At 57.4% G+C, this 26,715-nt stretch carries 23 protein-coding genes; 7 read left to right on the top strand and 16 right to left on the bottom strand.

All coding sequences use genetic code 11. From position 1 onward, the window contains the following. Window positions 1-15 precede the first annotated feature (15 nt). The 3 genes from pcp to KUF54_RS00410 are packed head-to-tail and all read right to left on the bottom strand — an operon-like array spanning window position 16 to window position 2,360. Window positions 16-678 carry a pyroglutamyl-peptidase I gene (gene pcp, locus KUF54_RS00420; protein WP_219344231.1) on the bottom strand — a complete coding sequence of 221 codons (663 nt, stop codon included), beginning with the start codon at window positions 676-678 and terminating at the stop codon, window positions 16-18. Window positions 679-690: 12 nt separating this feature from the next. After that, complete coding sequence (locus KUF54_RS00415; RefSeq protein WP_219344230.1) at window positions 691-1,644, bottom strand: DUF979 domain-containing protein; 954 nt, start codon at window positions 1,642-1,644, stop codon at window positions 691-693. After that, complete coding sequence (locus KUF54_RS00410) at window positions 1,641-2,360, bottom strand: DUF969 domain-containing protein (protein ID WP_219344228.1); 720 nt, start codon at window positions 2,358-2,360, stop codon at window positions 1,641-1,643. The genes KUF54_RS00415 and KUF54_RS00410 overlap by 4 nt, the downstream gene beginning before the upstream one ends. A gap of 299 nt (window positions 2,361-2,659) precedes the next feature. On the opposite strand from KUF54_RS00410, the gene KUF54_RS00405 reads away from it, so the two are divergent. Further along, complete coding sequence (locus tag KUF54_RS00405; RefSeq protein ID WP_219344226.1) at window positions 2,660-3,337, top strand: GntR family transcriptional regulator; 678 nt, start codon at window positions 2,660-2,662, stop codon at window positions 3,335-3,337. Between the two features lie 76 nt (window positions 3,338-3,413). On the opposite strand, the gene glmS is transcribed toward KUF54_RS00405, so the two are convergent. Then, the gene (glmS, locus tag KUF54_RS00400) at window positions 3,414-5,330 is read right to left on the bottom strand and encodes a glutamine--fructose-6-phosphate transaminase (isomerizing) (protein ID WP_219344224.1); all 1,917 of its coding nucleotides are present in this window, start codon (window positions 5,328-5,330) and stop codon (window positions 3,414-3,416) included. Between the two features lie 136 nt (window positions 5,331-5,466). On the opposite strand from glmS, the gene KUF54_RS00395 reads away from it, so the two are divergent. After that, window positions 5,467-5,967: an Lrp/AsnC family transcriptional regulator gene (locus KUF54_RS00395; RefSeq protein WP_219344222.1), complete on the top strand. Its 501-nt coding sequence runs from the start codon at window positions 5,467-5,469 to the stop codon at window positions 5,965-5,967. A 64-nt stretch (window positions 5,968-6,031) separates the two neighbouring features. Continuing rightward, on the top strand, window positions 6,032-7,237 hold the full coding sequence (locus KUF54_RS00390; RefSeq protein ID WP_255576197.1) for a sensor domain-containing diguanylate cyclase: 1,206 nt from the start codon (window positions 6,032-6,034) through the stop codon (window positions 7,235-7,237). 37 nt (window positions 7,238-7,274) lie between these two features. On the opposite strand, the gene KUF54_RS00385 is transcribed toward KUF54_RS00390, so the two are convergent. Both KUF54_RS00385 and glmU read right to left on the bottom strand, forming a co-directional pair. Next, window positions 7,275-8,066, bottom strand: coding sequence for an ATP-binding protein (locus KUF54_RS00385; RefSeq protein WP_219344220.1), 792 nt, complete (start codon window positions 8,064-8,066; stop codon window positions 7,275-7,277). Further along, a complete protein-coding gene (gene glmU / locus KUF54_RS00380; protein ID WP_219344218.1) occupies window positions 8,066-9,496 on the bottom strand; it encodes a bifunctional UDP-N-acetylglucosamine diphosphorylase/glucosamine-1-phosphate N-acetyltransferase GlmU in 1,431 nt (476 codons plus the stop codon). The genes KUF54_RS00385 and glmU overlap by 1 nt, the downstream gene beginning before the upstream one ends. 104 nt (window positions 9,497-9,600) lie before the next feature. Here glmU and KUF54_RS00375 point away from each other — a divergent pair, with 104 nt between their 5' ends. After that, window positions 9,601-10,581: a LysR substrate-binding domain-containing protein gene (locus tag KUF54_RS00375; RefSeq protein WP_219344216.1), complete on the top strand. Its 981-nt coding sequence runs from the start codon at window positions 9,601-9,603 to the stop codon at window positions 10,579-10,581. 185 nt (window positions 10,582-10,766) lie between these two features. Here the strand turns inward: KUF54_RS00375 and tyrS are convergent, their stop codons facing one another. Next, complete coding sequence (tyrS, locus tag KUF54_RS00370; RefSeq protein WP_219344214.1) at window positions 10,767-11,999, bottom strand: tyrosine--tRNA ligase; 1,233 nt, start codon at window positions 11,997-11,999, stop codon at window positions 10,767-10,769. A gap of 190 nt (window positions 12,000-12,189) precedes the next feature. Between tyrS and KUF54_RS00365 the strand changes: the two genes are divergently transcribed. Both KUF54_RS00365 and KUF54_RS00360 read left to right on the top strand, forming a co-directional pair. Continuing rightward, window positions 12,190-13,548 carry a M23 family metallopeptidase gene (locus KUF54_RS00365; protein WP_219346205.1) on the top strand — a complete coding sequence of 453 codons (1,359 nt, stop codon included), beginning with the start codon at window positions 12,190-12,192 and terminating at the stop codon, window positions 13,546-13,548. Window positions 13,549-13,696: 148 nt separating this feature from the next. Then, window positions 13,697-14,836 carry an anhydro-N-acetylmuramic acid kinase gene (locus KUF54_RS00360; protein ID WP_219346204.1) on the top strand — a complete coding sequence of 380 codons (1,140 nt, stop codon included), beginning with the start codon at window positions 13,697-13,699 and terminating at the stop codon, window positions 14,834-14,836. A 51-nt stretch (window positions 14,837-14,887) separates the two neighbouring features. Here the strand turns inward: KUF54_RS00360 and KUF54_RS00355 are convergent, their stop codons facing one another. From KUF54_RS00355 to rplM, 7 genes are all read right to left on the bottom strand, one after another. After that, a complete protein-coding gene (locus KUF54_RS00355; RefSeq protein ID WP_219344212.1) occupies window positions 14,888-16,189 on the bottom strand; it encodes an NCS2 family permease in 1,302 nt (433 codons plus the stop codon). Window positions 16,190-16,300: 111 nt separating this feature from the next. Continuing rightward, entirely contained in the window at window positions 16,301-18,727 is a 2,427-nt protein-coding gene (xdhB, locus tag KUF54_RS00350) for a xanthine dehydrogenase molybdopterin binding subunit (protein ID WP_219344210.1), read from the bottom strand. A gap of 1 nt (window position 18,728) precedes the next feature. Continuing rightward, entirely contained in the window at window positions 18,729-20,330 is a 1,602-nt protein-coding gene (gene xdhA / locus KUF54_RS00345) for a xanthine dehydrogenase small subunit (RefSeq protein ID WP_219344208.1), read from the bottom strand. A gap of 308 nt (window positions 20,331-20,638) precedes the next feature. Beyond that, entirely contained in the window at window positions 20,639-22,060 is a 1,422-nt protein-coding gene (mdtD, locus tag KUF54_RS00340; RefSeq protein WP_219344206.1) for a multidrug transporter subunit MdtD, read from the bottom strand. Between the two features lie 109 nt (window positions 22,061-22,169). Further along, window positions 22,170-22,535, bottom strand: coding sequence for an iron-sulfur cluster insertion protein ErpA (gene erpA / locus KUF54_RS00335; RefSeq protein ID WP_099738926.1), 366 nt, complete (start codon window positions 22,533-22,535; stop codon window positions 22,170-22,172). A 234-nt stretch (window positions 22,536-22,769) separates the two neighbouring features. After that, window positions 22,770-23,162: a 30S ribosomal protein S9 gene (rpsI, locus tag KUF54_RS00330; RefSeq protein WP_219344204.1), complete on the bottom strand. Its 393-nt coding sequence runs from the start codon at window positions 23,160-23,162 to the stop codon at window positions 22,770-22,772. Between the two features lie 9 nt (window positions 23,163-23,171). Next, complete coding sequence (rplM, locus tag KUF54_RS00325; RefSeq protein WP_219344202.1) at window positions 23,172-23,600, bottom strand: 50S ribosomal protein L13; 429 nt, start codon at window positions 23,598-23,600, stop codon at window positions 23,172-23,174. Between the two features lie 325 nt (window positions 23,601-23,925). Here rplM and KUF54_RS00320 point away from each other — a divergent pair, with 325 nt between their 5' ends. Continuing rightward, window positions 23,926-24,795 carry a 23S rRNA (adenine(2030)-N(6))-methyltransferase RlmJ gene (locus KUF54_RS00320; protein ID WP_219344200.1) on the top strand — a complete coding sequence of 290 codons (870 nt, stop codon included), beginning with the start codon at window positions 23,926-23,928 and terminating at the stop codon, window positions 24,793-24,795. A 175-nt stretch (window positions 24,796-24,970) separates the two neighbouring features. Here the strand turns inward: KUF54_RS00320 and KUF54_RS00315 are convergent, their stop codons facing one another. Next, window positions 24,971-25,663 carry a septal ring lytic transglycosylase RlpA family protein gene (locus KUF54_RS00315; RefSeq protein ID WP_219346203.1) on the bottom strand — a complete coding sequence of 231 codons (693 nt, stop codon included), beginning with the start codon at window positions 25,661-25,663 and terminating at the stop codon, window positions 24,971-24,973. Window positions 25,664-25,802: 139 nt separating this feature from the next. Beyond that, window positions 25,803-26,630 carry a methylenetetrahydrofolate reductase [NAD(P)H] gene (gene metF / locus KUF54_RS00310; RefSeq protein ID WP_219344198.1) on the bottom strand — a complete coding sequence of 276 codons (828 nt, stop codon included), beginning with the start codon at window positions 26,628-26,630 and terminating at the stop codon, window positions 25,803-25,805. Window positions 26,631-26,715: the final 85 nt, after the last annotated feature.

The following is a 26,715-nucleotide window of genomic DNA, read 5'->3' as shown; positions in this document are numbered from 1 at the left end:
CGTCTCCCTGCCAGCTCAATGCAGCTGGCCTGCGTTTTCCTGCAAATCCTGCTGCACCGTCATCGCCGTGTGAATGGCTATGCGTATTCCTTGCACCTGTGTCTCCAGCGCCATGCTGGCCATGCCGGGGTGCTGCGCCGCCTGCTGCGGCAGCGCGGGTATGTGAATAAAGCCGCCGCGCACGCCCGGCCCGGCTCTACGCGCCAATCGGTGCATGAGTGCGTAAAAAACATGGTTGCAGACAAAGGTGCCAGCGGTGTTGGACACCGAAGCGGGTATGCCTGCATCACGCAAATTTCGCACCATGGCCTTGATAGGCAAGCTGGAGAAATAAGCAGCCGGCGCATCGCGCACCACGGACTGGTCCACAGGCTGATTGCCTGCGTTGTCCGCAATGCGCGCGTCGTCAATATTGATAGCTACACGCTCTGGCGTGATGTCGCTGCGCCCACCCGCCAGCCCCAGGCTGATGATGAGCGCGGGCTGCAACTGCGCCAGACCTTCATCGAGCACCTGCATGGCCTCGCCAAACACGCAGGGCAGTTGCAATGCATGCACCACGCCACCGGAAATCGACTCGCCATCCAGCGAGCGCGCCACTTCCCACGAGGGGTTGACTCGGTCTTTATCAAAAGGCTCAAAGCCGGTGAGCAGAATGCGGCTTGCTGCAGCGGTCATGGCAACTCTCTCTTAACGGAACATCAGGAAGTTGAGCAGGAACACGTTGACTATCAGCAGCGTGATGGCGGTTGGCACCTGCGCACGGATCACAGCATTCTTGTCAATTTCCAAAAGCGCGGCGGGCACCAGATTGAAGTTGGCCGCCATGGGGGTGAGCAGCGTTCCGCAGTAGCCCGACAACATCCCCACAGCCGCCATTACGGCCGGGTCACCGTGATAGACGCCCACCAGCACGGGCACGCCCACGCCGCCCGTCATGACGGGGAAAGCCGCAAAGCCATTGCCCATGATGACGGTGAAGAGTGCCATGCCGATCACATACACAGCGACGGCGACAAAGCGCACATCCATGTTGATGTAGGTGGTGGTGACATAAGCCACAGCCTTGCCCACGCCGGCATCAGAGAAGACCAGTCCCAGCATGCCCAGCATTTGCGGCAGCACCAGCGCCCAGCCCAGCGCGTCGATCAGGCGGTGCGATTCACGCAGGCCTTGCATGGGCGTTTCGCGCGTCATCTTGCAGGCCAGAGCCAGCGCAATCACGCAACCAATGCCCAGGCTGACTAGCGTGCTGTTCTTGGGATCAATCAAAGGAATGCCACCGAACATCAGATGCTTGGCCGACAGCGTGCCAATCATGGTGATGAGCGGAATGGCCAGCGCAGGAACAAACAGCTTGTTGCCCTGACGCTTGGCGCTTTCCATGTACTGCGCATCTGTGCGAGGCTGGTGCTTGCCGCCTAGCACACCGCCAAAACCGGCGATCAAGGCCATGACGACGGCGATGGTGCCGACCCACTCGGGTGGCAGCCGGTCCCCGACCAGAAACACCAGCGCATACAACGCCCAGAACAGGCCTGCCGAAAAGCGGCGCGGGTTGCTGGCATCGCGCAGCGTCATGACGGCCGTGACCGCCAGCACCACGCCGACGAGGTAGTACAGGTATTGAATGGTGATGGTCATGCCTGTTCTCCCTGAGCGGCTTTCTGTTCTGCCGCAATTTCACGCGCCAGTTGCTTGTCCAGACGGTGCAAGCGGTAGGCATGAATCACAAAGGCCGCAATGGCTGTGGGAATACCCCACAGAGCCACGTGAATCGGCTCAACCTCAATGCCCGCTTCTTTAAGGAAGGTGGTCATCAGCACAATGGCACCAAAGGCCACGAAGATGTCTTCGCCAAAGAACAGTCCCACGTTATCTGTGGCAGCCGACATGGCGCGCAGCTTTTCACGCACCTTGGTGGACAGCTTTCCGTAACGGCTCTCCGTCGCGCCCTCGGCCATAGGGGCCAGCAGCGGGCGCACCATTTGCGGGTGGCCACCCAGACTGGTCAAGCCAATCGCAGCGGTGAGCTGGCGCGCTGCAAGATAGACGATGAGCAGACGGCCTGCAGTAGCTGACTTGATGGAGCTGATCCAGTTCTGTGCATGCTGGCGCAGACCATGGCGTTCCAGCAGGCCAATCACGGCCAGCGGCAGCAAGATGATGAGCGGCAGATTGCGCGTCTTGATAAAGCCGGTACCGATGGTGGCCAGCACCTTATCGAGCGGAAATCCCGCCGCAAAGGCCGTACCGATCGCGGTCACGATGACCACCAGCATGGGGTTAAAGCGCAGCGCAAAGCCCGCAATGATGATGAGCACGCCGATCAGCGGCCACAGGTTAACGTCAACAGGCATGGGAGCCTCCGGGAATCACGCCCATGTCCGCTGCGCGGTGGGCTGTGGGTGCTACTCCAAAGGCGGGAACACTTTCGGCAGCCCGCCCAGCTCTTTTGAAGAAGGCTGAGCACCCTTTTCAGCGCTGCTCAACCCTTCATATTGTTGAACAATCTATAAAGACTGATTCCACAAATAATATTTTTTGCAGAACAAACAATCAGATGTAATAGAGTAAACCCTAGACTCAGGCACTCTTCGCAATTTTTTGGTTCAACAAAACTGTGGCTACACTCTGACGTCAACCAGAAGGAAACGCCATGAAAGCCCCCGCAGAGGTCCAGAACCTGACCGAGCGCATCGCCGAAGAAATACGCAGTCAGCTGGTCAATGGCGCGCTCACTCCCGGTCAACGCCTGTCTGAAGCGGCACTCAGCGAATCACTGGAAATCTCGCGCAACACCTTGCGTGAGGTGTTCCGAATGCTGACCAAAGAAGGTCTGCTGGTGCATGAGCCCAACAAGGGCGTAACGGTGGCTGTGCCCAGCATGGCATCGATCATCGATATCTACCGCGTACGCCGCATGATCGAGTGCCAGGCGCTGGCGCAGGCCTACCCCATGCACCCCGCACTAGCGCAAATGCGTGAGGCGGTAGAGACCGCGAAAGTGCTGCGCGACGAAGAAAACTGGTCCGAAGTGGGCACCGCCAATATGGCGTTTCACAAAGCTATCGTGGCGCTGGCTGACAGCGAGCGTTTGAACGAAATGTTCTCCCACCTGCTGGCCGAGCTACGCCTGGCCTTCGGGCTGCTGCGCGACCCGCATTTTCTACATGCCCCTTATGTGGACATGAATCAGAAAATTTTGCAGCTCTTTGAAAACGGCAAACCAAAGGAAGCGGCAGAAGAGCTGAGCGCCTACTTGGTGCACTCAGAGCGAATTATTCTGGCCGCCTATGCGCGGCGACTGGCGGAGGCTGGAATCAAGGCCGCTTGATTCCAGGAGCGGTCGCAAGCCTTTGCTCCATGAAAAAGCGCTCCATTTCTGGAGCGCTTTTGATGGAGTACGACGCTTATTCCACGGTCACGGATTTAGCCAGATTGCGCGGCTTGTCCACATCGGTGCCACGCGCCAGAGCCGTGTGATAAGCCAGCAACTGCAGCGGCACCACATGCAAAATGGGGCTGAGCGCGCCGTAGTTTTCCGGCATGCGAATCACGTGTATACCTTCTGCACTTTCGATATTGCTCTTGGCATCAGCCAGCACATACAGCACGCCGCCGCGTGCGCGCACTTCTTGCATATTGCTCTTGAGCTTTTCCAGCAGTTCGTCGTTAGGTGCCACAGTGACCACGGGCATTTCGCTATCAACCAGCGCCAGCGGGCCATGCTTGAGTTCACCCGCAGGATAGGCTTCAGCGTGGATGTAGCTGATTTCCTTGAGCTTGAGCGCGCCTTCCAGCGCGATGGGGTAGTGAATGCCACGACCCAGGAACAGAGCGTTGTCCTTCTTCGCAAAATCTTCAGCCCAGCTAATGAGCTGTGGCTCCAATGCCAGCACAGATTGCAGAGCCACTGGCAGGTGACGCATGGCGGTCAGGTAATGCTGCTCTTTTTCTTCCGTCAAGCGGCCCTTGGACTGGGCCAGTGCCAGCGTCAGCAAGAACAAGCCCGCCAACTGTGTCGTAAACGCCTTGGTAGAAGCCACACCAATTTCCACACCAGCGCGGGTGATGTAGGCCAGCTCACATTCGCGCACCATCGCGCTGGTGGAGACATTGCAAACCGTCAGCGTGTGCTTCATGCCCAAGCTCTGGGCATGGCGCAAGGCTGCCAAGGTGTCAGCAGTCTCGCCGGACTGGCTGATGGTGACGATCAGCGTCTTGGGGTCGGGCACGCTGGTGCGGTAGCGGTATTCGCTGGCCACTTCCACGTTGCAAGGAATACCGGCAATCGCTTCAATCCAGTACTTGGCGGTGCAGCCGCTGTAGTAGCTGGTGCCGCAAGCCAGAATCAGCACGCGGTCGATTTCCTTGAACACACGCCATGCAGCTGCGCCGGTCTTGCCTTCAGGCGTGACGCCATCAAACAGCTCGGGGGCAATGTTATCCACACCTTCTAGCGTGTCGCCAAAGGCGCGGGGCTGCTCGAAGATTTCTTTTTGCATGTAGTGGCGGTAAGGGCCCAACTCAGCTGCGCCACTGTGCGCATGCACGGTTTTGACAGGGCGCTGCGCTTGGCTCAAACGTTCACCGCCCTTGCTCACAACCCAGTAACGTCCGGGCTGCAGGTCAATCAGGTCGCCCTCTTCCAGATAGACGATCTGATCAGTCACGCCAGCCAGTGCCATGGCATCGCTGGCCAAGAAGTGTTCAGAACCTTCCTTGCCAACACCCAGAATCAGTGGCGAGCCTGCACGGGCGCCCACAACGCGGTGAGGCTCATCCTTGTGCATCACGCCAATGGCAAATGCGCCATGCAGACGAGTCGTTGCAGCCTGCACTGCTTCAAATAGATCGCCGCTGTAGAGGCTGTCCACCAAATGGGCAATGACTTCAGTATCAGTCTGGCTCGCAAAGACATAGCCTTTGCCTTGCAGTTCGCTGCGCAGAGCTTCGTAGTTTTCGATGATCCCGTTGTGCACCAGTGCCACGCGGGCTGGCGCATCGGCATCAGCCACAGCAGAAATCCCGGGGCCATGGCTGAAGTGTGGGTGGGCGTTGCGCACAGCAGGTTCACCATGGGTAGCCCAACGAGTGTGAGCAATACCTGTCAGGCCATCCACATTCTCGGTCTTGACCTGCTCCATGAGCTCGGCCACGCGGGCTGTTGATCGGGCACGGGTCAAGCCGAGACTCAAACCCTTGGCATCCAATGCCTGCACGGCAACGCCACAGGAGTCATAGCCACGGTACTCCAGTCGCTGCAGACCCTGGACCAGAACCGGAACAATATCGCGATCAGAAACCGCAGCAACAATGCCACACATAGATGTACACCTCAGGTTGAATTGCTGGGCATACTACTTTCTGAAGTAAGAAATATTCATTCATATCAATTCAAATAGTGAATGAATATTTCACATAAATCACATATTGAATTTTTATTAAATAAAATTGTCTTTAATGAAAGAAAATTCTATCAATCTTGATGCTGTAGATCTGCAGCTACTAGAGCAACTACAGCGCGATGCCAGTCTCAGCAATCATGCTCTGGCCGAGTTGCTGCACCTGTCTGCCCCGACCTGCCTGCGCCGCGTCAAACGACTGCAAGAGCTGGGGTTGATTGAAAAGCAAGTCGCCATTCTGAACAGCGAACAATTGGCCAAGTTCACCGGACATGGCTTGCAGGTCATTGTCGAAGTCTCGCTAGACCGACAAGACAGCTCAGCCTTGATGCAATTCGAGCACAAAGCCGTGGCCGAGCCAAGAGTGCAGCAATGCTGGCGTGTGTCGCCAGGGCCAGATTTTATTTTGGTGATTGCGACAAGTGACATGCCTGCTTACCTCGCTTTAAGCCAAAAACTTTTTACCCAAGACGCCAATGTGCGCAATGTCAAAGCGTTTTTCAGCATCAAACGAGCAAAATTCAGCGTCGAATTGCCAATTAGTGAAAAGAATCATTAAGGAGGGCTAAAAGAGTTAATGCACCCTAAGCTGTGGCGGATTTGCAGCGCAATCGTTTCAATATTTGATACAAATTGTTAAATTACATTATTCTTACACTTTCACCTCAAGTGGGTTTCGCCAGATGTCTCTGCACCGAGATATTCACCGCCGCACCTACCCTTTACGGGCGTCCTATTTGACATTGGGCGGCATGGTTGTTGCCGCAAGCTTGGCGTATCACCCAACCAATCTTGCATGGTGGGCATTTACCGCTGTAAGTGCACTTGTATGGCCCCATATTGCTTTTCTGCATTCGCGCCATCACCAAGACCCGCACCATGCTGAATATGTCAATCAGCTGATCGATGCAGTCATCATCGGCTGCTGGGTTGCCCTGATGCACTGGAGTTTGCTGCCCTGTTTATCCATTTTGGCGATTGGCGCTGCCGATCGCTTCTACACCGGGTTGCATCGCCGCTGGCCCTCTACATTGCTTGCTTTATTAGGCGGAATGTTGCTCATGGCAATATCGATTCGCCCTGCGCCGCAGTGGGATGCACCACTCATCGTTCAGCTCAGCCTGCTGCCATTAATTGTGATGCACAGCATCTATGCCAGCTGGTCTACCAAGCGCATGCTCAAAAAACTGGCCAAGCAAAATTTTCAACTCAAATTACTGGGGAAAATTGATCCGCTGACCACCGTTTCCAGTCGTGAATATTGGTGGAAAAAAGCCCGCGCAGCATTAAAGCAACATCAAATCTCTCAAGAGCCATTCAGCCTGCTCGTCATTGACATCGACCATTTTAAAAAAGTCAACGACATCTACGGTCATATCGTGGGTGATGAGGTTCTAAAACAGATTGGTCTAGCCATTCGCAGCTCCCTGCGCAGCATGGATATTGCCGGACGATATGGTGGCGATGAATTCACCGTCTTGTGCAAGCACGCCAATGCAGAAGAAGCTTATTCAATGGCGCTGCGCATTCGCGACAGGATTTCAGAAATACGCCTTCGTGAATATCCAGAACTTCGTATCAGCGCGAGTATTGGCGTCGCCGCTGCAGATGCCAGCATTGGCACGGTTACCGAGTGGATCAAGGCTGCCGACATCGCGCTGTACAGCGCCAAAAAATCGGGTCGCGATCAGGTGTTTGATGCAACTGAGCGCATGTCTGTGAGCCCTCGTAATCCTCATAGCCCGGCCACCATGCCGATGCGATTGACATCCACTGCGCTGCCTATTGCCACCGAACAGCATCAGTCACCTGAGCGCAGCGCTGCCTAATCTAAGAGCCCTGCAAAGAGCAGTACTATCGCTCGCCTCAGGTTTTAGGCCAGTACATCTGCAGCAGGCAACCGGCGTTCGGGCTGCCTTCAATCTCCGCCTCACCACCGTGGCGGCGGCAAATATTGCGCACCAGCGCTAAGCCCACGCCCACCCCTTCAAACTCCGCCTCGCGGTGCATGCGCTGAAACACGCCAAACAACTTGCCAGCGCGAGATTGCTCAAAGCCCACTCCGTTATCGGCAACAGAGATAGAGCAGCCGCCTTGGGGGTTGACCTGCACATCCACCTGAATACGCGCCTGGGGCACAGACCGGGTGAACTTAATAGCATTGGACAAGGCTGCGGCCAGCGCCAGATCCAGCAAATGCGGATCAGCCTGCACCACGAGCGCCGTCTTCGGCAGGCACCATTCAATCTGGCGGCCCACCGTCACTGCCTGCAAACGCTGCTTCGCACGAGCAATTAGCTGGTACAGATCCACAGCCTGCAGTTGCAACACATGGCGATCAGCGAGCGACAGTTGTTGCAGTCCATCAAACATGGCTGCCATGCGCTGGGCGGATTGGTCCATGGTCTGCAAAAAGCTGCGCGCTTCTTCCAAATCATCAGCGCTCAGACTGGGGGTCTGCAGTAACTCGGCAATCAGCGGATTGAAGGCCAGCACATGGCGCAGCGGCGCTCGCAAGTCATGCGATACGGCGTGCACCCATTGCTGCTGCGCGCTGCGCAGAGCAGCCAATTCCGCATCGCGCCGGGCCAGCAACGCCAGCGCCTCATCAAGCGTCTGAGGCGCTATGTTTTCGAAAGCGTATTGCGCTTGTTCCATCAGGGCTTTGGCTGCTTTTCAGGGCGATTCCAGTTGCTGATGCTGATCTGCTTGCCGCGGCCCACAGTCAGCGCACCGGCTTCCGTGTTCTTGGTCACCGTGGAGCCGCCGCCGACGGTGCCACCCGCGCCAATCGTGACCGGAGCCACCAGCACGCAGTTGCTGCCAATGTGCACATCGGCTTCAATCACGGTGCGGTGCTTGTTCACGCCGTCATAGTTGGCGGTGATGCTGCCTGCGCCATAGTTCACGCGCTCGCCCACTGTGGCATCGCCCAAATAGGCCAGATGATTGGCCTTGGCGCCATCGGCCAGCGTGGAGTTTTTCACTTCCACAAAGTTGCCGATATGCACTTCGCGGCCCAGTTTGGCACCGGGGCGCAGGCGGGCAAACGGGCCAACCAAAGCGCACACGCCCACCTCAACACCCGCTTTTTCCCCATCGATGTGGGTGAAGGGGTGAATGACAGAATCTTCACCAATGCTCACATTGCTGATGTGGCAGTTGGCGCCAATCTTGGCTCCTGCGCCAATCGTGACTTCGCCAGTAAAGACGCAGTTCACATCAATTTCCACATCTTGGCCGCAGCTCAGGCTAGCCTTGGTGCCGCGCACATCGTCACGCAGGTCAAAGCGAGCGGGGTCTGCCATGCGCACGCCCTGCTCCATCAACTGGCGCGCTTGGCGCAACTGGTGCGCGCGCTCCAGCTCGGCCAGTTGCAGCGGGCTATTGATGCCTGCAACTTGCAGCACATCGGCAATACGGTGGCCAACTACAGGCACGCTATCTGCCACCGCCATGGCGACGATGTCGGTCAGGTAATACTCGCCTTGAGCGTTGTTGTTGGTCAGTTTGCCAAGCCAAGCCGTCAAATGCTTGGCGGGCACGGCCATGATGCCGCTGTAGATTTCGGTGATGGCGCGCTCGGCGTCATTCGCATCTTTTTGCTCCACGATGCGCTGCACCGTGCCTGCATCGTTGCGCACGATACGGCCATAGCCGGCGGGGTCAGGCATGGTTACCGTCAGCAAGGCCATCTTGTCGCTGCCTGCGGCATCGAGCAAACCTTGCAAAGTCTCAGCTGTGGTCAAAGGCACATCGCCAGACAGCACCACGACAACGCCATCATCCTTGAGCGCAGGCACAGCCTGCTGCACAGCGTGACCAGTGCCCAGTTGGGGTTCCTGGCGCACAAACTTCAGCTCCAAACTGCCATCAGCGCTGTTAGCTGCTGCGATAGCCGCTTCTACTTGTTCAGCGCCATGACCCGTCACCACCACTGCAGAGCGCGCCTTGAGCTGCGCTGCCGTATCCAGCACATGCTGCAGCAGGGCGCGACCGGCCAGCTTTTGCAGCACTTTAGGGTGGCGGCTTTTCATGCGGGTGCCTTTGCCGGCAGCCATGACGACGATGTCCAGAGGTGCAGTCATATTCTTCAAAAGATAAATAACGCCTCGATTATCGACGCTTAGCAGCAGTGAACATCGCCCAAACTGGGTAATCAAAGTATCAAACACTTTATGCTTGTGTAGATATGCCACACGCCACCACCAGCGCGACTCCACTGCTTCGCACCCGAGCCATTGGCGCAGGCCATCTGCGCGCCTTTTTGGCCGTGGCCCGACACCTAAACTTTCGCGCAGCCGCTGATGAGCTGGCCGTGACTCAGTCTGCCGTCAGCCGCCAGATTCAGTCGCTAGAAGACGAGGTCGGCATCCCCCTCTTTTTGCGCCACTCGCGCGCCGTAGAGCTAACCGGTGCCGGTGCTCAGTTGCTGCATGCCGCACAGCCTGCGCTCGAATCCATTGACGCCACCGTGCGCCAGATTCGTCAGACCGCTGGGCGCAAAAGCGTGGCCATCACCACTTGGGCCAGCTTTGCCGCGATGTGGCTGATTCCGCGTCTTGAGGCTTTTCAGCGCACACACCCGGATATCGACATACGCATTGACACGGGCGACGCCGTTGTGGACCTTGAAACCACTGACGTCGATCTGGCCATTCGATATAGCCAGATGCCAGCCACATCTAGCCAAGCTGCCCAGCCCTTGTTTGGCGAAGAGTTGGTACTGGTTGCCAGCCCGTCCTTATTAAAGGCAGGGCCCGCACTGCGCACCCCTGCGGACGCGGCGCACTACACACTGATTGAAACTGGTGATGTACATCGCATGCCCCAGCTAGAGTGGCTAAGCTGGCAGCGCTGGTTTGCCGCCAATGGCTGCGATCAGTTGCAGCCGCCGCGCTGGTTGTACTTCAACTACGCCCATCAAATCGTGCAAGCCGCCTTAGCGGGACAAGGTCTGGCCATTGCCCGCCTGCCGCTGGTGGCTGATGCACTGGCCGCCGGTGAGCTGATGGAGGTACTGCCCGCCCACAGACTGGCATCACCCTTGTCGTACTGGCTGCTGCAAGGCCCGCGCAGTGGTGTACGCCCGGAGGTGCAGGCGTTTTGCCAATGGTTGATCGCCGAGGCAGAGAAAACCAGTGCCCGCATGACAGCTGCGAGAAACACATAAAAAAGAGCTGCTAGTCCAATCAGTCATTGGACTAGCAGCTCTCTATTTAAAGGTCATCCACCCAAGCCAAGCATTCACCAGCCAAGGGACAGCAAGCAAGGGCAGCCCCGCAGAGAAGCTGTCGTCCTCCTTCCTTAGCGCGAAGCGCGTAGAGAAAGGGGGAAGGCGCAAAGCGCCTCAGGGGGTTAGCTCAAGGTCACTCGTGCAAACTTGCGCTTACCCACTTGCAGCACAAAGGTGCCAGCTTCCAGCTTCAAGCCTTTGTCGCTCACCACAGCGCCATCCACACGCACACCGCCGCCATCAATGAGGCGATTGGCTTCCCCGTTCGACGCAGCCAAATTGGCTTGCTTGACCAAAGATGCAATACCCATGGGCGCACCCGACAGACTCACTTCAGGAATGTCATCAGGAATGCCGCCCTTGGAGCGGTTGATGAAATCCTGCTCCGCAGCATCAGCGGCTTCAGCGCTGTGGAAGCGCGCAGTAATCTCCTTGGCCAGCGCCACCTTGGCATGCTTGGGGTTGCCGCCAGCGGCCACTTCTGCCTTCAGCGCCTCAATCTCGGCCAAGCTCTTAAAGGACAGCAGCGTGTACCAGTCCCACATCAGCGTGTCCGAGATCGACAACACCTTGGCAAACATGTTGTTGGCATCTTCGGTAATGCCGATGTAGTTGTTCTTGGACTTGGACATCTTGTCCACGCCGTCCAGACCCACAAGCAAAGGCATTGTGAGTACACACTGAGCCTCTTGCCCATATTCCACCTGCAAGTGGCGGCCCATCAACAGATTGAACTTCTGGTCCGTGCCACCGAGCTCCAAGTCAGCCTTGAGCGCCACTGAGTCGTAACCCTGCAGCAACGGGTACAAAAACTCGTGCAAGCTGATCGAGCTGCCTTCGGTAAAGCGGGTGTGGAAGTCGTTGCGCTCCATCATGCGCGCCACTGTGTATTTGGCCGACAACTCAATCATGCCGCGCGCACCCAGCTTGTCGCACCACTCGCTGTTGTAACGAACTTCGGTCTTGGCTGGGTCCAGCACCTTGGCGGCCTGGGTGTAATACGTCTCGGCGTTGATCTTGATTTGCTCGGCCGTCAGCGGCGGGCGAGTTGAGTTACGGCCCGAGGGGTCGCCAATCAAGGTGGTGAAGTCACCAATCAGGAAAATGACCGTATGGCCCAAATCCTGCAGCTGGCGCATCTTGTTGAGCACCACGGTGTGGCCCAAATGAATGTCAGGCGCCGTAGGATCCAGACCCAGCTTGATGCGCAAAGGCACGCCTGTGGCCTCTGACTTGGCCAATTTCTTGACCCATTCATCCTTGGGTAGTAATTCTTCGACCCCACGAAGAGTGACTTCCAGCGCCTGGTTCACTCTGTCGGTCACGGGAAAGCTTGTAACAGCAGATTGATTCATAAGGGTTTTTCGGCAGGCGCGGTAGGACGCTGCCGATATACTTGGGGGTTTGGTGTTACGGCCAATTCTAGACTGCTCCCTCATATAGACCTCAATTGATGGACTTATGGCACGGTTGAGCAGCTGAAGTCATGTCAGCCGTAACAAAGACCAATTCAACAGACATGATCTCCAAGGATTTGAAGTTTTGATTACTGGCTTGAAAAATGCCGGCGGCGCTTTGGTTGCGCAGCTGATATTGCTTTTGCAAACACACCCCAAGCGCGCAACCGCTGCGCTGGCGACTATTTTACTCACCGGTGGTAGTGGCGCTTTCGCGGTCGCCAACCTCGGCCCAGACCCTGCCGACTTGCCCGTTCGCACACTGACTGAGGCCGTCCCCTCTTTGGCCGCAGGTCAAGATTTGGCAGACCTCACGGATCTGCAGTCTTTCTCCCTATACCGCTCTGAAACCACTCGCGGTAACGACACGGCCGAATCGCTGCTGCAGCGCCTTGGCATTGCCGACCCACAAGCTGCTGCATTTTTGCGCAGCAATAATGCCGTTCGTCAGAACGTGCTGGGCCGTGCGGGTCGTCTGGTCTCCGCAGAAACCACACCCGAGCACCAACTGAGCAAGCTCGTTGTTCGCTGGACACCTAACGAAGACGGCACCTTCCTGCGCCTGACCGTGGAGCGTGTCGAAGGCAAGCTGCAATCCAAGATCGAAACTGGCCGACTGACCGCTGCGCCCCGCTTGGCCGGTGGCGTCATTCGCTCTTCCTTCTTTGCAGCTACCGATGCAGCAGACATCCCAGACAACGTCACCATGCAGATGTCTGACATCTTTGAAGGTGATGTGGACTTCCGCCGCGGCCTGCGCAAGGGCGACCGCTTTGCCGTGGTCTATGAATCGCTAGAAGCCGATGGCGAGCCACTGCGCGCCGGTCGCGTGCTCAGCACTGAGTTCAACAACAATGGCAAGACACATCAGGCCATGTGGTTCCAAGAGCCCGGTAAAAAAGGCGCTTACTACACGCTGGACGGCAAGAGCCTGCGCCAAGCCTACCTGAGCTACCCGGTAGAGTTCTCTCGCATCAGCAGCGGCTTTGCCATGCGCGTGCACCCCGTCCACAAAACATGGCGCGCCCACCTGGGCACCGACTTTGCAGCGCCTACCGGCACCAAGGTTCGTACCGTGGGTGACGGCATAGTGTCCTTTGCTGGCGTGCAAAATGGCTTTGGCAACGTCGTATTTATCGACCATGCCAACCAACAAACCACTGTGTACGCTCACTTGAGCCGCATTGACGTCAAGAAAGGCCAGCGCGTCGATCAAAGCGACATCATCGGCGCCGTAGGCTCCACAGGCTGGGCCACAGGCCCGCACCTGCACTTCGAGTTCCGCGAAAAAGGCGAGCAGCGCGACCCGATGACCATTACCAAGATTACCGATGGAGCACAACCCATCAGCAAAACTGCGCGAGCTGACTTTGACAAGCTAGCGGCCCAGATGCGCATCGAGTTGGATGCCGGCACACAATCGTATGCCATGGCCAGCGCACGTTGATCTGGCATGACGCCATCCCAAAGGGCTGCATTTGCAGCCCTTTTTTATGCCAAAAACCTGCTGTAACGCTTACGCTTTATAGACTACCCGCTACAGCTATGATAGTGATTACCGCGCCAACTCTGTGATCAGCACCATGCCCAACGCAATGCCCAAAGTGATAGAACAAGCAGCCCAAAGCTCTCTTTATATCGGGCTCATGTCTGGTACATCGCTGGATGGCGTAGATGGCGTGCTGGTCGATTTCAGCCAAGGCACCCAAGTGCTGCAGCACGCCACTTGCGGCTTTAGTGATGAACTACGCGCCGAGCTACTCGCATTAAATACAGCGGGTGGGCAGGACGAGCTGCACCGCGCAGCACTGGCCGCCAATGCACTGGCGCGCCATTACGCTCAGGTCGTGCAACAACTACTAGGCAATAGCGCAACAGCGGCCAATCAAGTTGCGGCAATAGGCGCGCACGGCCAAACCGTGCGCCACCGCCCGCAAATGTTTGATGGCACGGGCTACACGCTGCAGCTCAACAGCCCTGCCCTGCTGGCCGAGCTAACAGGCATTACCGTCGTCGCAGACCTGCGCAGCCGCGATGTGGCGGCTGGCGGCCAAGGCGCACCGCTGGTGCCCGCCTTCCACCAAGGCATATTTGGCTTACCCAACCAAACAGCGCTGGTGCTCAATATCGGCGGTATCGCCAACCTCAGCGTGCTGGGCGCCGATGGCAGCGTGCTTGGCTTTGACACTGGCACAGGCAATGCATTAATGGACGGCTGGTGCCTGCGCCACACCGGCAAGGCCTATGACGAAAGCGGCCAGTGGGCGGCAAGCGGCAAGGTCATCCCAGAGTTGCTGGCCGCCATGCTAAGCGACCCATATCTGGCGCAAGAGCCGCCCAAAAGCACGGGACGCGATCTGTTTCATGCCGACTGGCTGGCCCAGCACCTGCAGCGCCATGGAGCGCAGGCTGCTCCTACTGATGTGCAAGCCACCTTGACTGAATTCACCGCAGCCAGCTGCGCTGATGCCGTGCAGCGCTTTGGCAAGGGTGGCCAGCAACTGCTAGTTTGCGGCGGCGGGGCACTCAATACCTATCTTATGCAGCGCCTTGCAGCCCTGCTGCCTGACATAAAAGTCGGCACCACGGCAGAGCTTGGCCTGCCACCACTAGAAGTAGAGGCAGCCGCCTTTGCTTGGCTTGCGCGCCAATGCCTGCTGGGCCTGCCCGGCAATCTGCCAAGCGTGACAGGCGCACGCGGCCCACGCATTCTGGGCGCTATCTATCCGGCATGAAAAAAGGCGGCCCTTGCAAGGGCCGCCTTTTTTTTATTTAAGAGCGCTCATTCAGTGGCCGCCGATATAGGCAAACTTGAACAAGAACAGCCCTGCGATCACCCACATGATCCAATGCACTTCCTTGGCCTTGCCCGTGAACAGCTTGAGTACGGCGTAAGTGATAAAGCCAAAGGCCAAGCCGTTAGCAATTGAGTAGGTAAAAGGCATTGTCAAAGCTGTAACAACGGCAGGCACAGACTCTGTGGTGTCTTCCCAATTCAGATCGCCTAGGTCGCGCAGCATCAAGCAGGCCACAAACAGCAGCGCAGGAGCAGTGGCGTAGCCGGGCACTACACCCGCCAGCGGCGCGATGAACAAGCAAGCCAAAAACAGCACTGCGACCGTGAGCGCTGTCAGGCCAGTACGACCACCGGCCTGCACGCCAGCAGCGCTTTCCACATACGCCGTGGTGCTAGAGGTACCCAGCAAGGAGCCTGCAAAAATAGCACCAGAGTCCGCCAACAGCGAGCGGTTAAAGCGACCCATGCGCTCAGGCACTAACAGGCCAGCGCGGCGCGCAACGCCCATCAAGGTGCCTGTAGCATCTAGCAATTCAACCAAGAAGAACACCAGCACCACGTTGAGAAAGCCCGTGGTCAGCGCCGTCATGATGTCCAGCTTCAAAAAGGTGGGCTCAATCGACGGCGGCATCGAGAAGACGCCCTGGAAGGTGTTACCGCCAAAGAAGAACGAAGCCACCGTGATCGCCAAAATACCGATCAGCATGGCGCCCGGCACCTTGAGTCGATCCAGTACAACGATCAGCAAAAAGCCCGTAACGGCCATGATGGTCTCTGGCTTGTGCAGATCACCCATGGTCACATAAGTATTTGCATCAGGGGCTACCAAACCTGCCGTTTTCAGCGCAATCAGCGCCAAGAACAAACCTAAGCCCACGGTGATAGAGACGCGTATGGAATGCGGTATGCCCTTAATGATCAGCTCACGCAGGCCAAACAAGGTGCAAATCAAGAACAAACACCCTGAGACAAACACGGCGCCCAGCGCGGCCTCCCATGTGTAGCCCATCTTTAGCACCACCACATAGGCGAAGTACGCATTCAGGCCCATACCCGGCGCAAGCGCGATGGGGTAGTTGGCGTAAAACGCCATGATGGTCGAGCCTAGCGCCGCAATCAAGCAGGTGGCTACAAACACGGCCCCCTTGGGCATGCCCGCGTCACCCAAGATCGATGGGTTGACGAACATGATGTAGGCCATTGAAAGAAAAGTCGTCAGACCCGCTACCAATTCCGTTCGTACATTGGTTTGGTGCTCGTTGAGTTTGAAAGTCCGCTCTGTCCAGTTCATCGCTTAGTCTCCGTGTTGTTCCACAGGCAAGGCACAGCCCTTGCCCCGCAGCAAACAGCCATGAATCAGAACGGCTGCCGCCCCGCGGGCGACAACACCCATTGGGGAAAGTCAGCGAGTGTGCCCGTTAATGACTTCCAGTGCATTGAGAATGGCCTCTGCTGTGGCCGGAGCCTTCAACGGCGGGTTGGTTTGATGCCCACCCGCAGCAGACACCGCATCCCGAATCGCAAAGAACACCGAGAACGGCAGCAGCAGCGGCGGCTCGCCCACAGCCTTGCTGCGGTGAATGGAGTCCTCGCAGTTATCGCCCTCGAAAAGACGCACGTTAAACACGGGCGGGCAGTCATTAGCAGTGGGGATTTTGTAAGTGCTGGGCGCATGCGTCATCAGCTTGCCGCTTTGCGGGTGCCAGACCAACTCTTCCGTCGTGAGCCACCCCATGCCTTGTATAAAAGCGCCTTCCACCTGCCCCACATCGACCGCAGGGTTCAGAGAGCGGCCCACGTCATGCAGCACATCGGCGCGCAACAGCTTCCACTCGCCAGTCAGAGTGTCAATCACCACCTCACTGACGGCCGCGCCGTAAGCAAAGTAAAAGAAGGGGTGACCCTTCATGGCCTTGCCATCCCAGTGCAGGCCCGGCGTGGCGTAAAAGCCATCAGACCATAGCTGCACGCGCTGCAGATAGGCGCTGCGCACCAGCTCGGCAAACGGAATGCTCTGCCCGTTGACCTGCACTGCATCGTTGGCAAAGCGCACGTCTTTGGCATCACCGCCATGCAAGCGCGCGGCACACTCGGCCAAACGTAGGCGCAGCTTGCTGGCGGCATCTTGCGCGGCCTTGCCGTTCAAGTCTGCCCCGGTGGATGCGGCGGTGGCTGAGGTGTTAGCCACCTTTGTGGTGTCCGTTGCCGTCACGCGCACCTTCTCAAACGCCACGCCCAGCTCATGCGCTACCACCTGCGCCACCTTGGTGTTCAGGCCTTGACCCATTTCCGTGCCACCGTGGTTCACCAGAATCGAGCCATCGGTGTAGATATGCACCAGCGCACCTGCCTGATTGAAGTGAGCCACGTTGAAGGAGATGCCGAACTTCAGCGGCGTCAGCGCCAGCCCGCGCTTGAGCACCGGGCTTTGGGCGTTAAAGGCATTCACCGCTGTGCGCCTTGCGCGGTAGTCGCTGGTCTGCTCAAGCTGCGCCACCAGTTCGTGAATGACGTTATCCGTCACCGTTTGCTCATAAGGCGTGACGTTGTTCTCGGTCTTGCCGTAGAAATTGACGCGACGCACATCCAGCGGGTCGCGTCCCAAATTGCGGGCCACTGTATCCAGAATGCTTTCAATCGCAATCGCCCCTTGCGGGCCGCCAAAGCCACGAAAAGCCGTGTTGCTCTGCGTATTGGTCTTGCCCATATAGCCATGGGCGCTGACATTGGGCAGCCAGTAAGCATTGTCAAAGTGGCACAGCGCCCGCGTCATGACCGGCGCAGACAGATCCGCTGAGTGACCAGCGCGGGAGACCATGGAGATCTCAGCGCCCAGAATGCGGCCTGCGTCGTCATAGCCCACTTCGTACTCGTACCAAAAGCAGTGACGGCGACCGGTAATCATGAAGTCATCATCACGATCAAGTCGCAGCTTCACGGGCTTTTGCAAGCGCACGGCGGCCACCGCAGCCACACAGGCAAAAATGGCGGACTGTGATTCCTTGCCGCCAAAACCACCGCCCATGCGCCGGCATTCCACATGCACGCTGTGCGATGCCACGCCCAAAGCGTGCGCCACCAGATGCTGCATTTCGCTGGGGTGCTGGGTGGAGCAATGCAGGTGCACCGCGCCATCTTCCTTGGGTGTGGCGTAGCTGATCTGCCCTTCCAGATAAAACTGCTCCTGCCCGCCCACATCCCATGTGCCTTTAACGCGATGCGGCGCTGCATCAATGGCAGCGCGCGTGCCGCCAGCGTGCGTGCTGCGCTCCAAGTGCATGGGTGGCATCACGTACTGGCCCAGCTCGTGGGCTTGCTGCGGCGTCAGCACAGGCGACAGCTCGGTAATGGTGGCTGCGCCCTTGGCCAGCGCCGCTGCGCGCCTTGCGGCATCGCGGGTGCGGGCAAGCACAGCAAACAGGGGCTGACCTACGTAGCGAATCTCACCATCGCACAGAATCGGGTCGTCATGAATGATGGAGCCGCAGTCGTTGACGCCGGGAATATCTGCCGCGGTGATCACATCCACCACATCCGGCATGGCACGCACCGCATCAAGCGCCAGCGCAGTCAAACGACCATGCGCCACGGGCGATAGGCCCAAGGCGCAGTGCAGCGTGCCTTCCAGCTCGGGCAAGTCGTCGATATAAGCAGCTTCACCCGCCACATGCAGGTGGGCAGATTCATGCTTGCGGCTCACGCCCACGCGTGCGCCCTGGCTGTGCGCTGTGGCTTCAGCGCTCTCGTCTATGCGATTGACGAGGTTCTTGCGGTAATCAGCAAAGGCCTCGGCAGCCAGTTCATTGGTCAGCTCGTACGGATGGTTCATCTCAAACTCCTTGCACAGCAGCGGTGGGGATCACATGAGGCATCACGCTCCACACGCTGGTGGCATCCACATTCAAAGGCTGGTCGGTACGCGTTTCCAGCCACAGGCGTTCGATCAAGTTCTGCGCCACTTTCAAGCGGTAATCGGCACTGGCGCGCATATCGCTCATGGGCTTGAAGTCCTGCGCCAACGCAGCTTGCGCGGCTTTGACATTTTCAAGGCTCCACGCCTTTCCAGCCAAGGCTGCTTCTGCGCTGGCAGCTCTCTTTACCGTAGCAGCCATGCCGCCAAAAGCCAGTCTTACGGCCTTGACCGCATCGCCTTCCAGCTCCAGCGCAAAGCCCGCGCACAGCGCCGAGATGTCGCAGTCAAAACGCTTGCTGATCTTGTACGCCCGCACTTGGCGCTGCATGGCAGTCAGTGGCACAGCCAGCGCTTGCACAAACTCGCCGCTCTCCAGCTGGTTCTTCATGTAGTCGACATAGAAATCTTGCAGCGGCATGCGGCGCACGCGTTCGCCCTTGCGCAGCTCGATCTGCGCATCCAGTGCCATCAGCACAGGGGGCGAATCACCAATGGGCGAGCCATTGGCGACATTTCCCCCCATGGTTCCCGCGTGGCGAATGGGCTTGGAAGCAAAGCGCAGCCACACATCGGCAAGGCTTGGCCAGCGCTGCACCAGCGCGCTCCATGCAGCCTCAAGCGATGCCCCTGCGCCTATGTAGAGCTCGCTGCCCTCAGCGCCTTGTCGCACCTCAATGCGCTTCATTTCCGCAACATCGCCCACATAGATGATGTCGCCCAAGTCTTTGAACTGTTTGTTGACCCACAGCCCCACATCGGTAGAGCCCGCCACGATGCGCGCCTTGGGCTTGGCTTCGTAGAGGTTAGCCAGCACATCTAACGTTAGCGGCGCGTGAAAGTGATCGGTACGCTGCCCTTGGCTGCACACGTAGTTCAGCCCCTCGGCACTGCTCTGCAGGTTTTGCAACGCAGCCACCACGGGCGCTGTGTCAAGGCGTACCTGCGGCAGATCAAACATGCGCTGGCCCGCATCCAGAATAGGTCGGTAGCCCGTACAGCGGCAGAGGTTGCCAGACAAATCATCAGCCAGTTGCTGGCGCGTGGGCTGGGTATTGTTTTGCTGGTGATGCTCATAACTAGACCACAGCGACATGACGATGCCCGGCGTGCAAAAGCCGCATTGCGAGCCGTGGCAGTCCACCATGGCTTGCTGCACCGGGTGCAAAGCTTGCGCCGCAGGCTTGCCAGCACAGGTCGCTTTACCAGCGCATTGCTTTTTCAGGTCTTCCACCGTGAATAAGGCCTTGCCATGCAAGCTGGGCAGAAACTGAATGCAGGCGTTGACCGTGTGCAGCTTGAGTCCATTGATGGCCTGCGCATCACCAGCCTCGGCCAGCTCGCCAATCACCACGGTACAAGCGCCGCAGTCGCCCTCGTTACAGCCTTCCTTCGTGCCCGTGCAATGGGCATCCTCACGCAGCCACTGCAGCACCGATCGGGTGGGGTGCGGGCCTTGGACTTCGACCACCTCGCCGCGGTGATAAAAGCGTATGGGTTGAGAGTTGTGAGAATTGCTCATGATCGTGGGACAGAATTTGTTGAACTGCTTGCATGCAAGATGTATTCCAATGCGCAGCCTTTAGCAAGAGACTACGTGCGCATAAGCCTCTTCATATATAGCCCAGCTCATAGGGGCTATGCGGCAGGCGATATACACCTCCCCAAACCAAAGAAGAGGCCGCAAAAAAGCGCATCCCCTCGGCAATTGCCGAAAAGATGCGCTTAGTTAACTTCGGTATTGATAGCTAGTAGTCCTTAACAAACGATCACCTCATGGTGAAAACACTCTCAGCCGCATATTTCTAGGCGACTTGTAGCTATCTTTATTTAAGCATCGCCGCCGTCAGGCGCAGGGCGCACGGGCTCATCACTGTCGAGCTGGCTAAAGATCAAAGTCGCTGCCAACGTCATCAAAGCCACAGTTACAAATGTGGCGCGAATCGCCTGCATGCCGCCTGGCGCTTGTGCCGGCCACATATCGCTAAAGCCAGTGAGCAAGGCACCGGCCAGGGCAACGCCCATGCTCATGGCCAGCATTTGCACCATCGATAGCAGGCTGTTGCCGCTGCTAGCAAATTCACCCTCCATATCTTTGAGCGTGACCGAATTCATGGCCGAGAACTGCATGGAGTTAAAGCCGCCAAAGATGAACAACTGCACCAGCAGCAGCCAAGTCGGCGTGGCGGAAGTGACCAACCCAAACGATGCCAGCATGATGGCCAGCATGACCGAATTGACCTGCAGCACGCGCTTGTAGCCAAAGCGCTGCACGGTGCGTACCGTCATGCGCTTGACCAGCATGCTGCCGATCACGGTAGCCAGCATCATCAAGCCCGCGTGCATAGGCGACATTTGCAAACCGACCTGCAGCATCAAGGGGATGAGAAAAGGCATGGCACCGCTGCCAAAACGCGTGAACAAATTCCCCAACAGCCCCACGCGCAGCGAGCGCACTTTGAACAGTGCTGGCGGAAACAGTGGCTCCTCCACGCGCAGCGCATGCATCCAGTAACTGGACAAGCTAGCCAAGCCAAACACCATGAGGACCACGACCAAAGCCATGCCCAGCCCCATGCCCGACAAACCATCCAGCGCCACCGAAATCGCCACCATGCCAAAAGCCAGCATGGCGTAACCCTTGCTATCAAAACGATGAACAACCACTGGCGCACTCTGTGGGAACCAGCGCCAAGTAGCCCACAGCCCGATCAACCCCACAGGCACGTTGATCCAGAAAATCCAGTGCCAACTGGCGTACTCCACCATCCAGCCGCCCAGCGTGGGGCCTAACAACGGCCCCACCTGACCCGGAATGGCGATAAAGCTCATAGCGCGAATGAACTCGCCACGCGGATAGCTGCGCAGCACGGCCAAGCGCCCCACAGGCAGCATCATGGCGCCGCCCACGCCTTGCACGACCCGTGCCGCAATCAAAAACGGTAGGCTGGGCGACAGCGCGCACAACACCGAGCCAAGCACAAACAAACCAATCGCCAAGCCATAGATGCGCCGCGTGCCAAAACGATCTGCCATCCAGCCAGTTGCAGGAATCAACATAGCCGTGGTCAGCGCATAGGCCACGATGACGGACTGCATCCTCATGGGGCTCTCGCCCAGCTCCTTGGCCATGGAAGGCAGAGCTGTATTCAGAATCGTAGCGTCCAGCGTCTGCATGAAGAAACCGACGGCGACCAGCCACAGCAGTCTTTCCTTATGCGGGGCAGTGTTGGGGGCAGATAGCTCGCTCATGCGGATCTCCTGTTATTTTTATTTTGCCCACAAAAAAGCCGCTGGCAGTCAGCGGCTTGAGTGTGTAGCAACGCCTTGCATCAAATGCTGGCGTTGAAAGTGCATGGCTTTAAACCGAGAAGCTAGAACCGCAACCACAGGTAGTGGATGCATTAGGGTTCTTGATCACGAATTGAGCACCTTGCAGGTCTTCCTTGTAATCGATCTCGGCGCCCAGCAAGTACTGGTAGCTCATGGAGTCGATCAGCAGGGAGACGCCACGCTTGGTCATGGTGGTGTCATCGTCGTTGGTGATTTCATCGAACGTGAAACCGTACTGAAAGCCCGAGCAGCCGCCACCTTGCACAAACACGCGCAGCTTCAGATCAGGATTGCCTTCTTCGGCGATCAAATCCGCCACCTTGGCAGCAGCGCTGTCAGTGAAGACGATGGGGGAAGGCATTTCAGTTGTCGTGGTTTCAGCAACGGCGCTCATGGCAATACTCCGTAGGTTCTTGATTGAAGCAAATGGTACAGCAAGGCGCTCGGGAATTCAGACAGCAATTCTTTGCCTCCAAACCAAGTGGGGGCATTGCCTCGATGCTTACCAAGCCGCGCCAGCCAACCTGAAAGCACGAATGGAGCGGGCATAAAAAAACCGCCCTGAACTTGCGTTCGGAGCGGTTTTTCGCGGAAAGACTCCGAAGAGTCTTTCTGGCTGGGAAACGAATTAACGCTTCGAGAACTGCTTGGCGCGACGAGCACCACGCAGACCAACCTTCTTACGTTCGACTTCACGAGCGTCACGAGTCACGAAGCCGGCTTGGCTCAGGACAGGCTTCAAAGCTGCGTCATAGTCGATCAAAGCGCGAGTCACGCCGTGACGAACTGCACCGGCTTGACCGGATTCGCCGCCACCATGGACGTTCACTTGAATGTCGAAAGACTCCAGGTTCTCTGTGAGAGCCAGGGGTTGCTTTGCGATCATGATGGAGGTGCCGCGGCCGAAGTACTCTTGAATGTCTTTGCCATTCACAGTAATCTTGCCGGAGCCCTTCTTCAGGAACACGCGAGCGACGCTAGATTTACGACGGCCAGTGCCGTTATTCCAATCACCAATCATCTCGACTCCTTAGACTTCCAGCACTTTAGGCTGTTGAGCGGTGTGAGGATGCTCAGCACCACCGTAAACCTTCAGCTTCTTGATCATGGCGTAACCCAGAGGACCCTTAGGCAGCATGCCCTTAACGGCCTTCTCGATTGCACGGCCAGGAAACTTGGCTTGCAGGTCGCGGAAGTTGGTGGCAGTGATGCCGCCTGGATAACCGGAGTGACGGTAGTACACCTTGTCCAAGTTCTTGGTGCCAGTGACCTTGATCTTGGATGCATTGATGATGACGATGTAGTCACCGGTATCAACGTGAGGTGTGTAAATGGCTTTGTGCTTGCCGCGCAGACGGAGTGCCACTTCGCTGGCGACACGTCCGAGCACCTTATCGGTGGCGTCAATCACAAACCACTCGTGCACGACCTCAGCGGGCTTTGCGCTGAATGTAGACATGAGTTTTCTCTTTCTAGAGGGTTTGGCGGCCCCTTTTCCGCGGTCGGTGCTTCTTCTCGAAAAAGACGAATCTTTTAAAGGAAGCCTCTTAGGCGGGGTTACTCAGACCGAAGTTTGAGCCTTCGCCGCGGGGACCATAAAATCGCTGCGAAGCCCGCCATTATACAAAAACGACAGAACCTGCGTTTTTTCGTGCAGCAGCCTGTTGTGAAAGAGCCCATTTGGCCTTTTTCTCACTCTGCGCACTGGCATCAGCAGCCTTTAGAAACCACAGGGTAAAAAGTGCTGTTCCTCTTTTTTACCCTGCTGGTTACCATTCCTTTCTATGTTCAGTTATCGCCACGCCTTTCATGCCGGCAATCACGCTGATGTGCTCAAGCACACCATTCTGATTGCCACTGTGCAATACCTCACGCAAAAAGAGGCTGCGCTGACGGTGCTCGACACCCACGCAGGCGCAGGCCTGTACCGCCTCGACGGCGACTACGCCAACAAGAGCGGCGAAGCCGGAGACGGCATCCTGCGTATGCTCGCCGCTAAAGAGTCCGATCTGGCACCCATTTTGCAAAACTACATGCAAATGGTGCGCAGCTTCAATCAAGGCAATACTGTTCGCAATTACCCCGGCTCGCCCTTCATCACTCAAGCTCTGCTGCGCGCTCATGACCGCCTGAAGGCTTTTGAGTTGCACCCCACGGACATGCACTCGCTGCTGGGCAATATCGCTCAGCTGGAAGTGCCTCGTCAGGTCAATGTTCTGATGGAAGATGGCTTTGAGGGCGTGAAGAAATTCCTGCCTCCACCATCACGCCGCGGTTTGCTGCTGTGCGATCCTAGCTATGAGATCAAGACCGATTACGGCCGCGTGCTGGATATGGTCGAAGACGGCCTCAAGCGCTTTCCCACCGGCACTTATGCCGTTTGGTATCCCATCATTCCCCGCCCTGATGCGCATGACTTGCCCAAGCGCATCAAGACCATGGCCACTAAGGCTGGCAAGAGCTGGCTGCACGCCACGCTCACCGTGAAGAGCAACAAGACATCCGAGCGCGGCGGTCTGCCTGCCAGCGGCATGTTCATCGTTAACCCGCCCTTCAACCTGAAAGAGAATCTCAAACCCGCCATGCCTCAGCTCGTCAAACTGCTGGGCCAAGACGAAAATGCGGCATTCACACTCGAATCCGGCGGAAAGTAATTGGCTCACGGGCCTCAAGGCGCAGTCACCAGACTGCGCCTAAATTCTCGCCAGCGGTTAACTGTTTCCATTGAGTTTGAAATACGTATAACGACGCTGCGCTCTTCCGTTTGCCGGCGTCATTCTTCGAGACGGAGCTTGGCGGCTACGCTACTCACCCAGCGCAGTGCTTCACTCAGCGCTTTTGCTTAGCGGTCTCAGAAACTTTACGTACAGGCTTACTGGCCGATGCTGCGCGCACCTTGGTCGATTTGGAAGAGGCACTGGCAGCGCGCTTTTTATCTCCCATCCGCTTCTTTTCTGCAGATGAGATACGAGTCATAGGACATTCCTCTTCATCCACCTCGAGCTGCCACAGCTCCACAGGCTTGACCCCCAAACCCAGCATGCCCAGCTCTTGGGCGGCACCCTTGCTCAAGTCAATAATGCGCCCAGGAGTAAACGGGCCGCGGTCATTGATGCGCACCACCACGCTTTTACCGGTCACCGCACTGCGTACACAGACGCGCGTGCCAAAAGGCAGGGTCTTATGCGCAGCCGTCATGTCCATGCTGTCAAAGCGCTCGCCACTGGCAGTCTTGCGGCCATGGAACTGACCGCCATACCAAGAAGCCTTGCCCGACTGATCGCTTTCACGCGAGGGGCTCAGTTCATACTTAGTGCTGTCTTCCGGAAAATCTGCTGTCTCAGCGTCTAAAGGCTTATTCGCCTTCACGCCCAGCCCTCTATCGCGAAAGTTGCTGCGCGAGTAAGCATCGGGACGCAAAGGGTCAGAGGCGCTGGCTTGCGCCACTGGCTTTGAAGGTCGGCTTTGAAGGACCGGCTCTTGCTGTGCCATATTTTCAGGCAGAGGGGCACAGCCAGCCATGGTCACAGTGACCAAGGCAAGACTAATCCATCGATAACAGCGCAAGCGCGAAAATTTGGGTTGCACGGGCGCAATCTCCTTGATAGCTCAAGAGAGAGTCGCCCAAGACTGGCCGCCCAGCGGCCAGCAAGCTTATGGCTTACAGGCCCAGACGATCGCAGATCTCCAGAGTGGCGACGCTCTGGTTCATCGTATAGAAGTGCAACCCGGGAGCTCCCTGGCTGCGCAACTGTTCGCAAAGATGCGTCACCACATCCAATCCGAACGCACGAATGGAAGCGGTGTCATCTCCGTAAGCCTGCAGACGCAGGCGAATCCAGCGCGGGATCTCGGTGCCGCATGCATCCGAGAAGCGCATCAGCTGTGTAGAGCTGGTGATGGGCATGATTCCTGGCACGACAGGAATGTCGAGCCCCAAGGCCTTCACCTCATCTACAAAGCGCATGTATGCGTCGGCATTGTAGAAGTATTGCGTGATGGCAGAATCTGCACCGGCACGAACTTTAGCAACAAATGCGTCCAGATCACTACGTGGGGACTTTGCTTGAGGGTGAGTTTCGGGATAAGCGGCGATTTCGATGTAAAACCAGTCACCAAATTCTTGTCGCACAAATGCAACGAGATCGCTGGCGTAATGGAACTCGCCGCCCAGTCCATAACCGCTGGGCAAGTCACCCCGCAAGGCCACGATGCGCTTAACGCCCATGGCTTTGAGTTCAGTGAGTTCGGCGCGCACGGAGTCTTGCGTTGCACCAATGCATGAGAAGTGCGAAGCCGCGTTGACGCCTTCGCTCTGGATGTCTTTCACCATAGTGAAGGTGCCGGCCTGCGTAGAGCCGCCCGCACCATAGGTGACGGAGCAAAACTGAGGCTTGCGCGCATACAGCGCCTGACGCACACCCACATGCTTGGCCGCGCCCTCAGGCGTTTTGGTGGGAAAAAACTCGAAGCTGACGGGAAAGCTCATAGCAGTCTGGGTCTTTGAATCTTGAATCAGGAACGAGCGCTGAACACTCAACGCCCATGGCATTTTGCTAAGAGCCACTAACACC

Origin of the sequence: Comamonas sp. Y33R10-2, from assembly GCF_019355935.1 — a bacterium.
Taxonomy (GTDB): Bacteria; Pseudomonadota; Gammaproteobacteria; order Burkholderiales; family Burkholderiaceae_C; genus Comamonas.
This window is presented reverse-complemented; position numbering and strand designations above follow the sequence as displayed.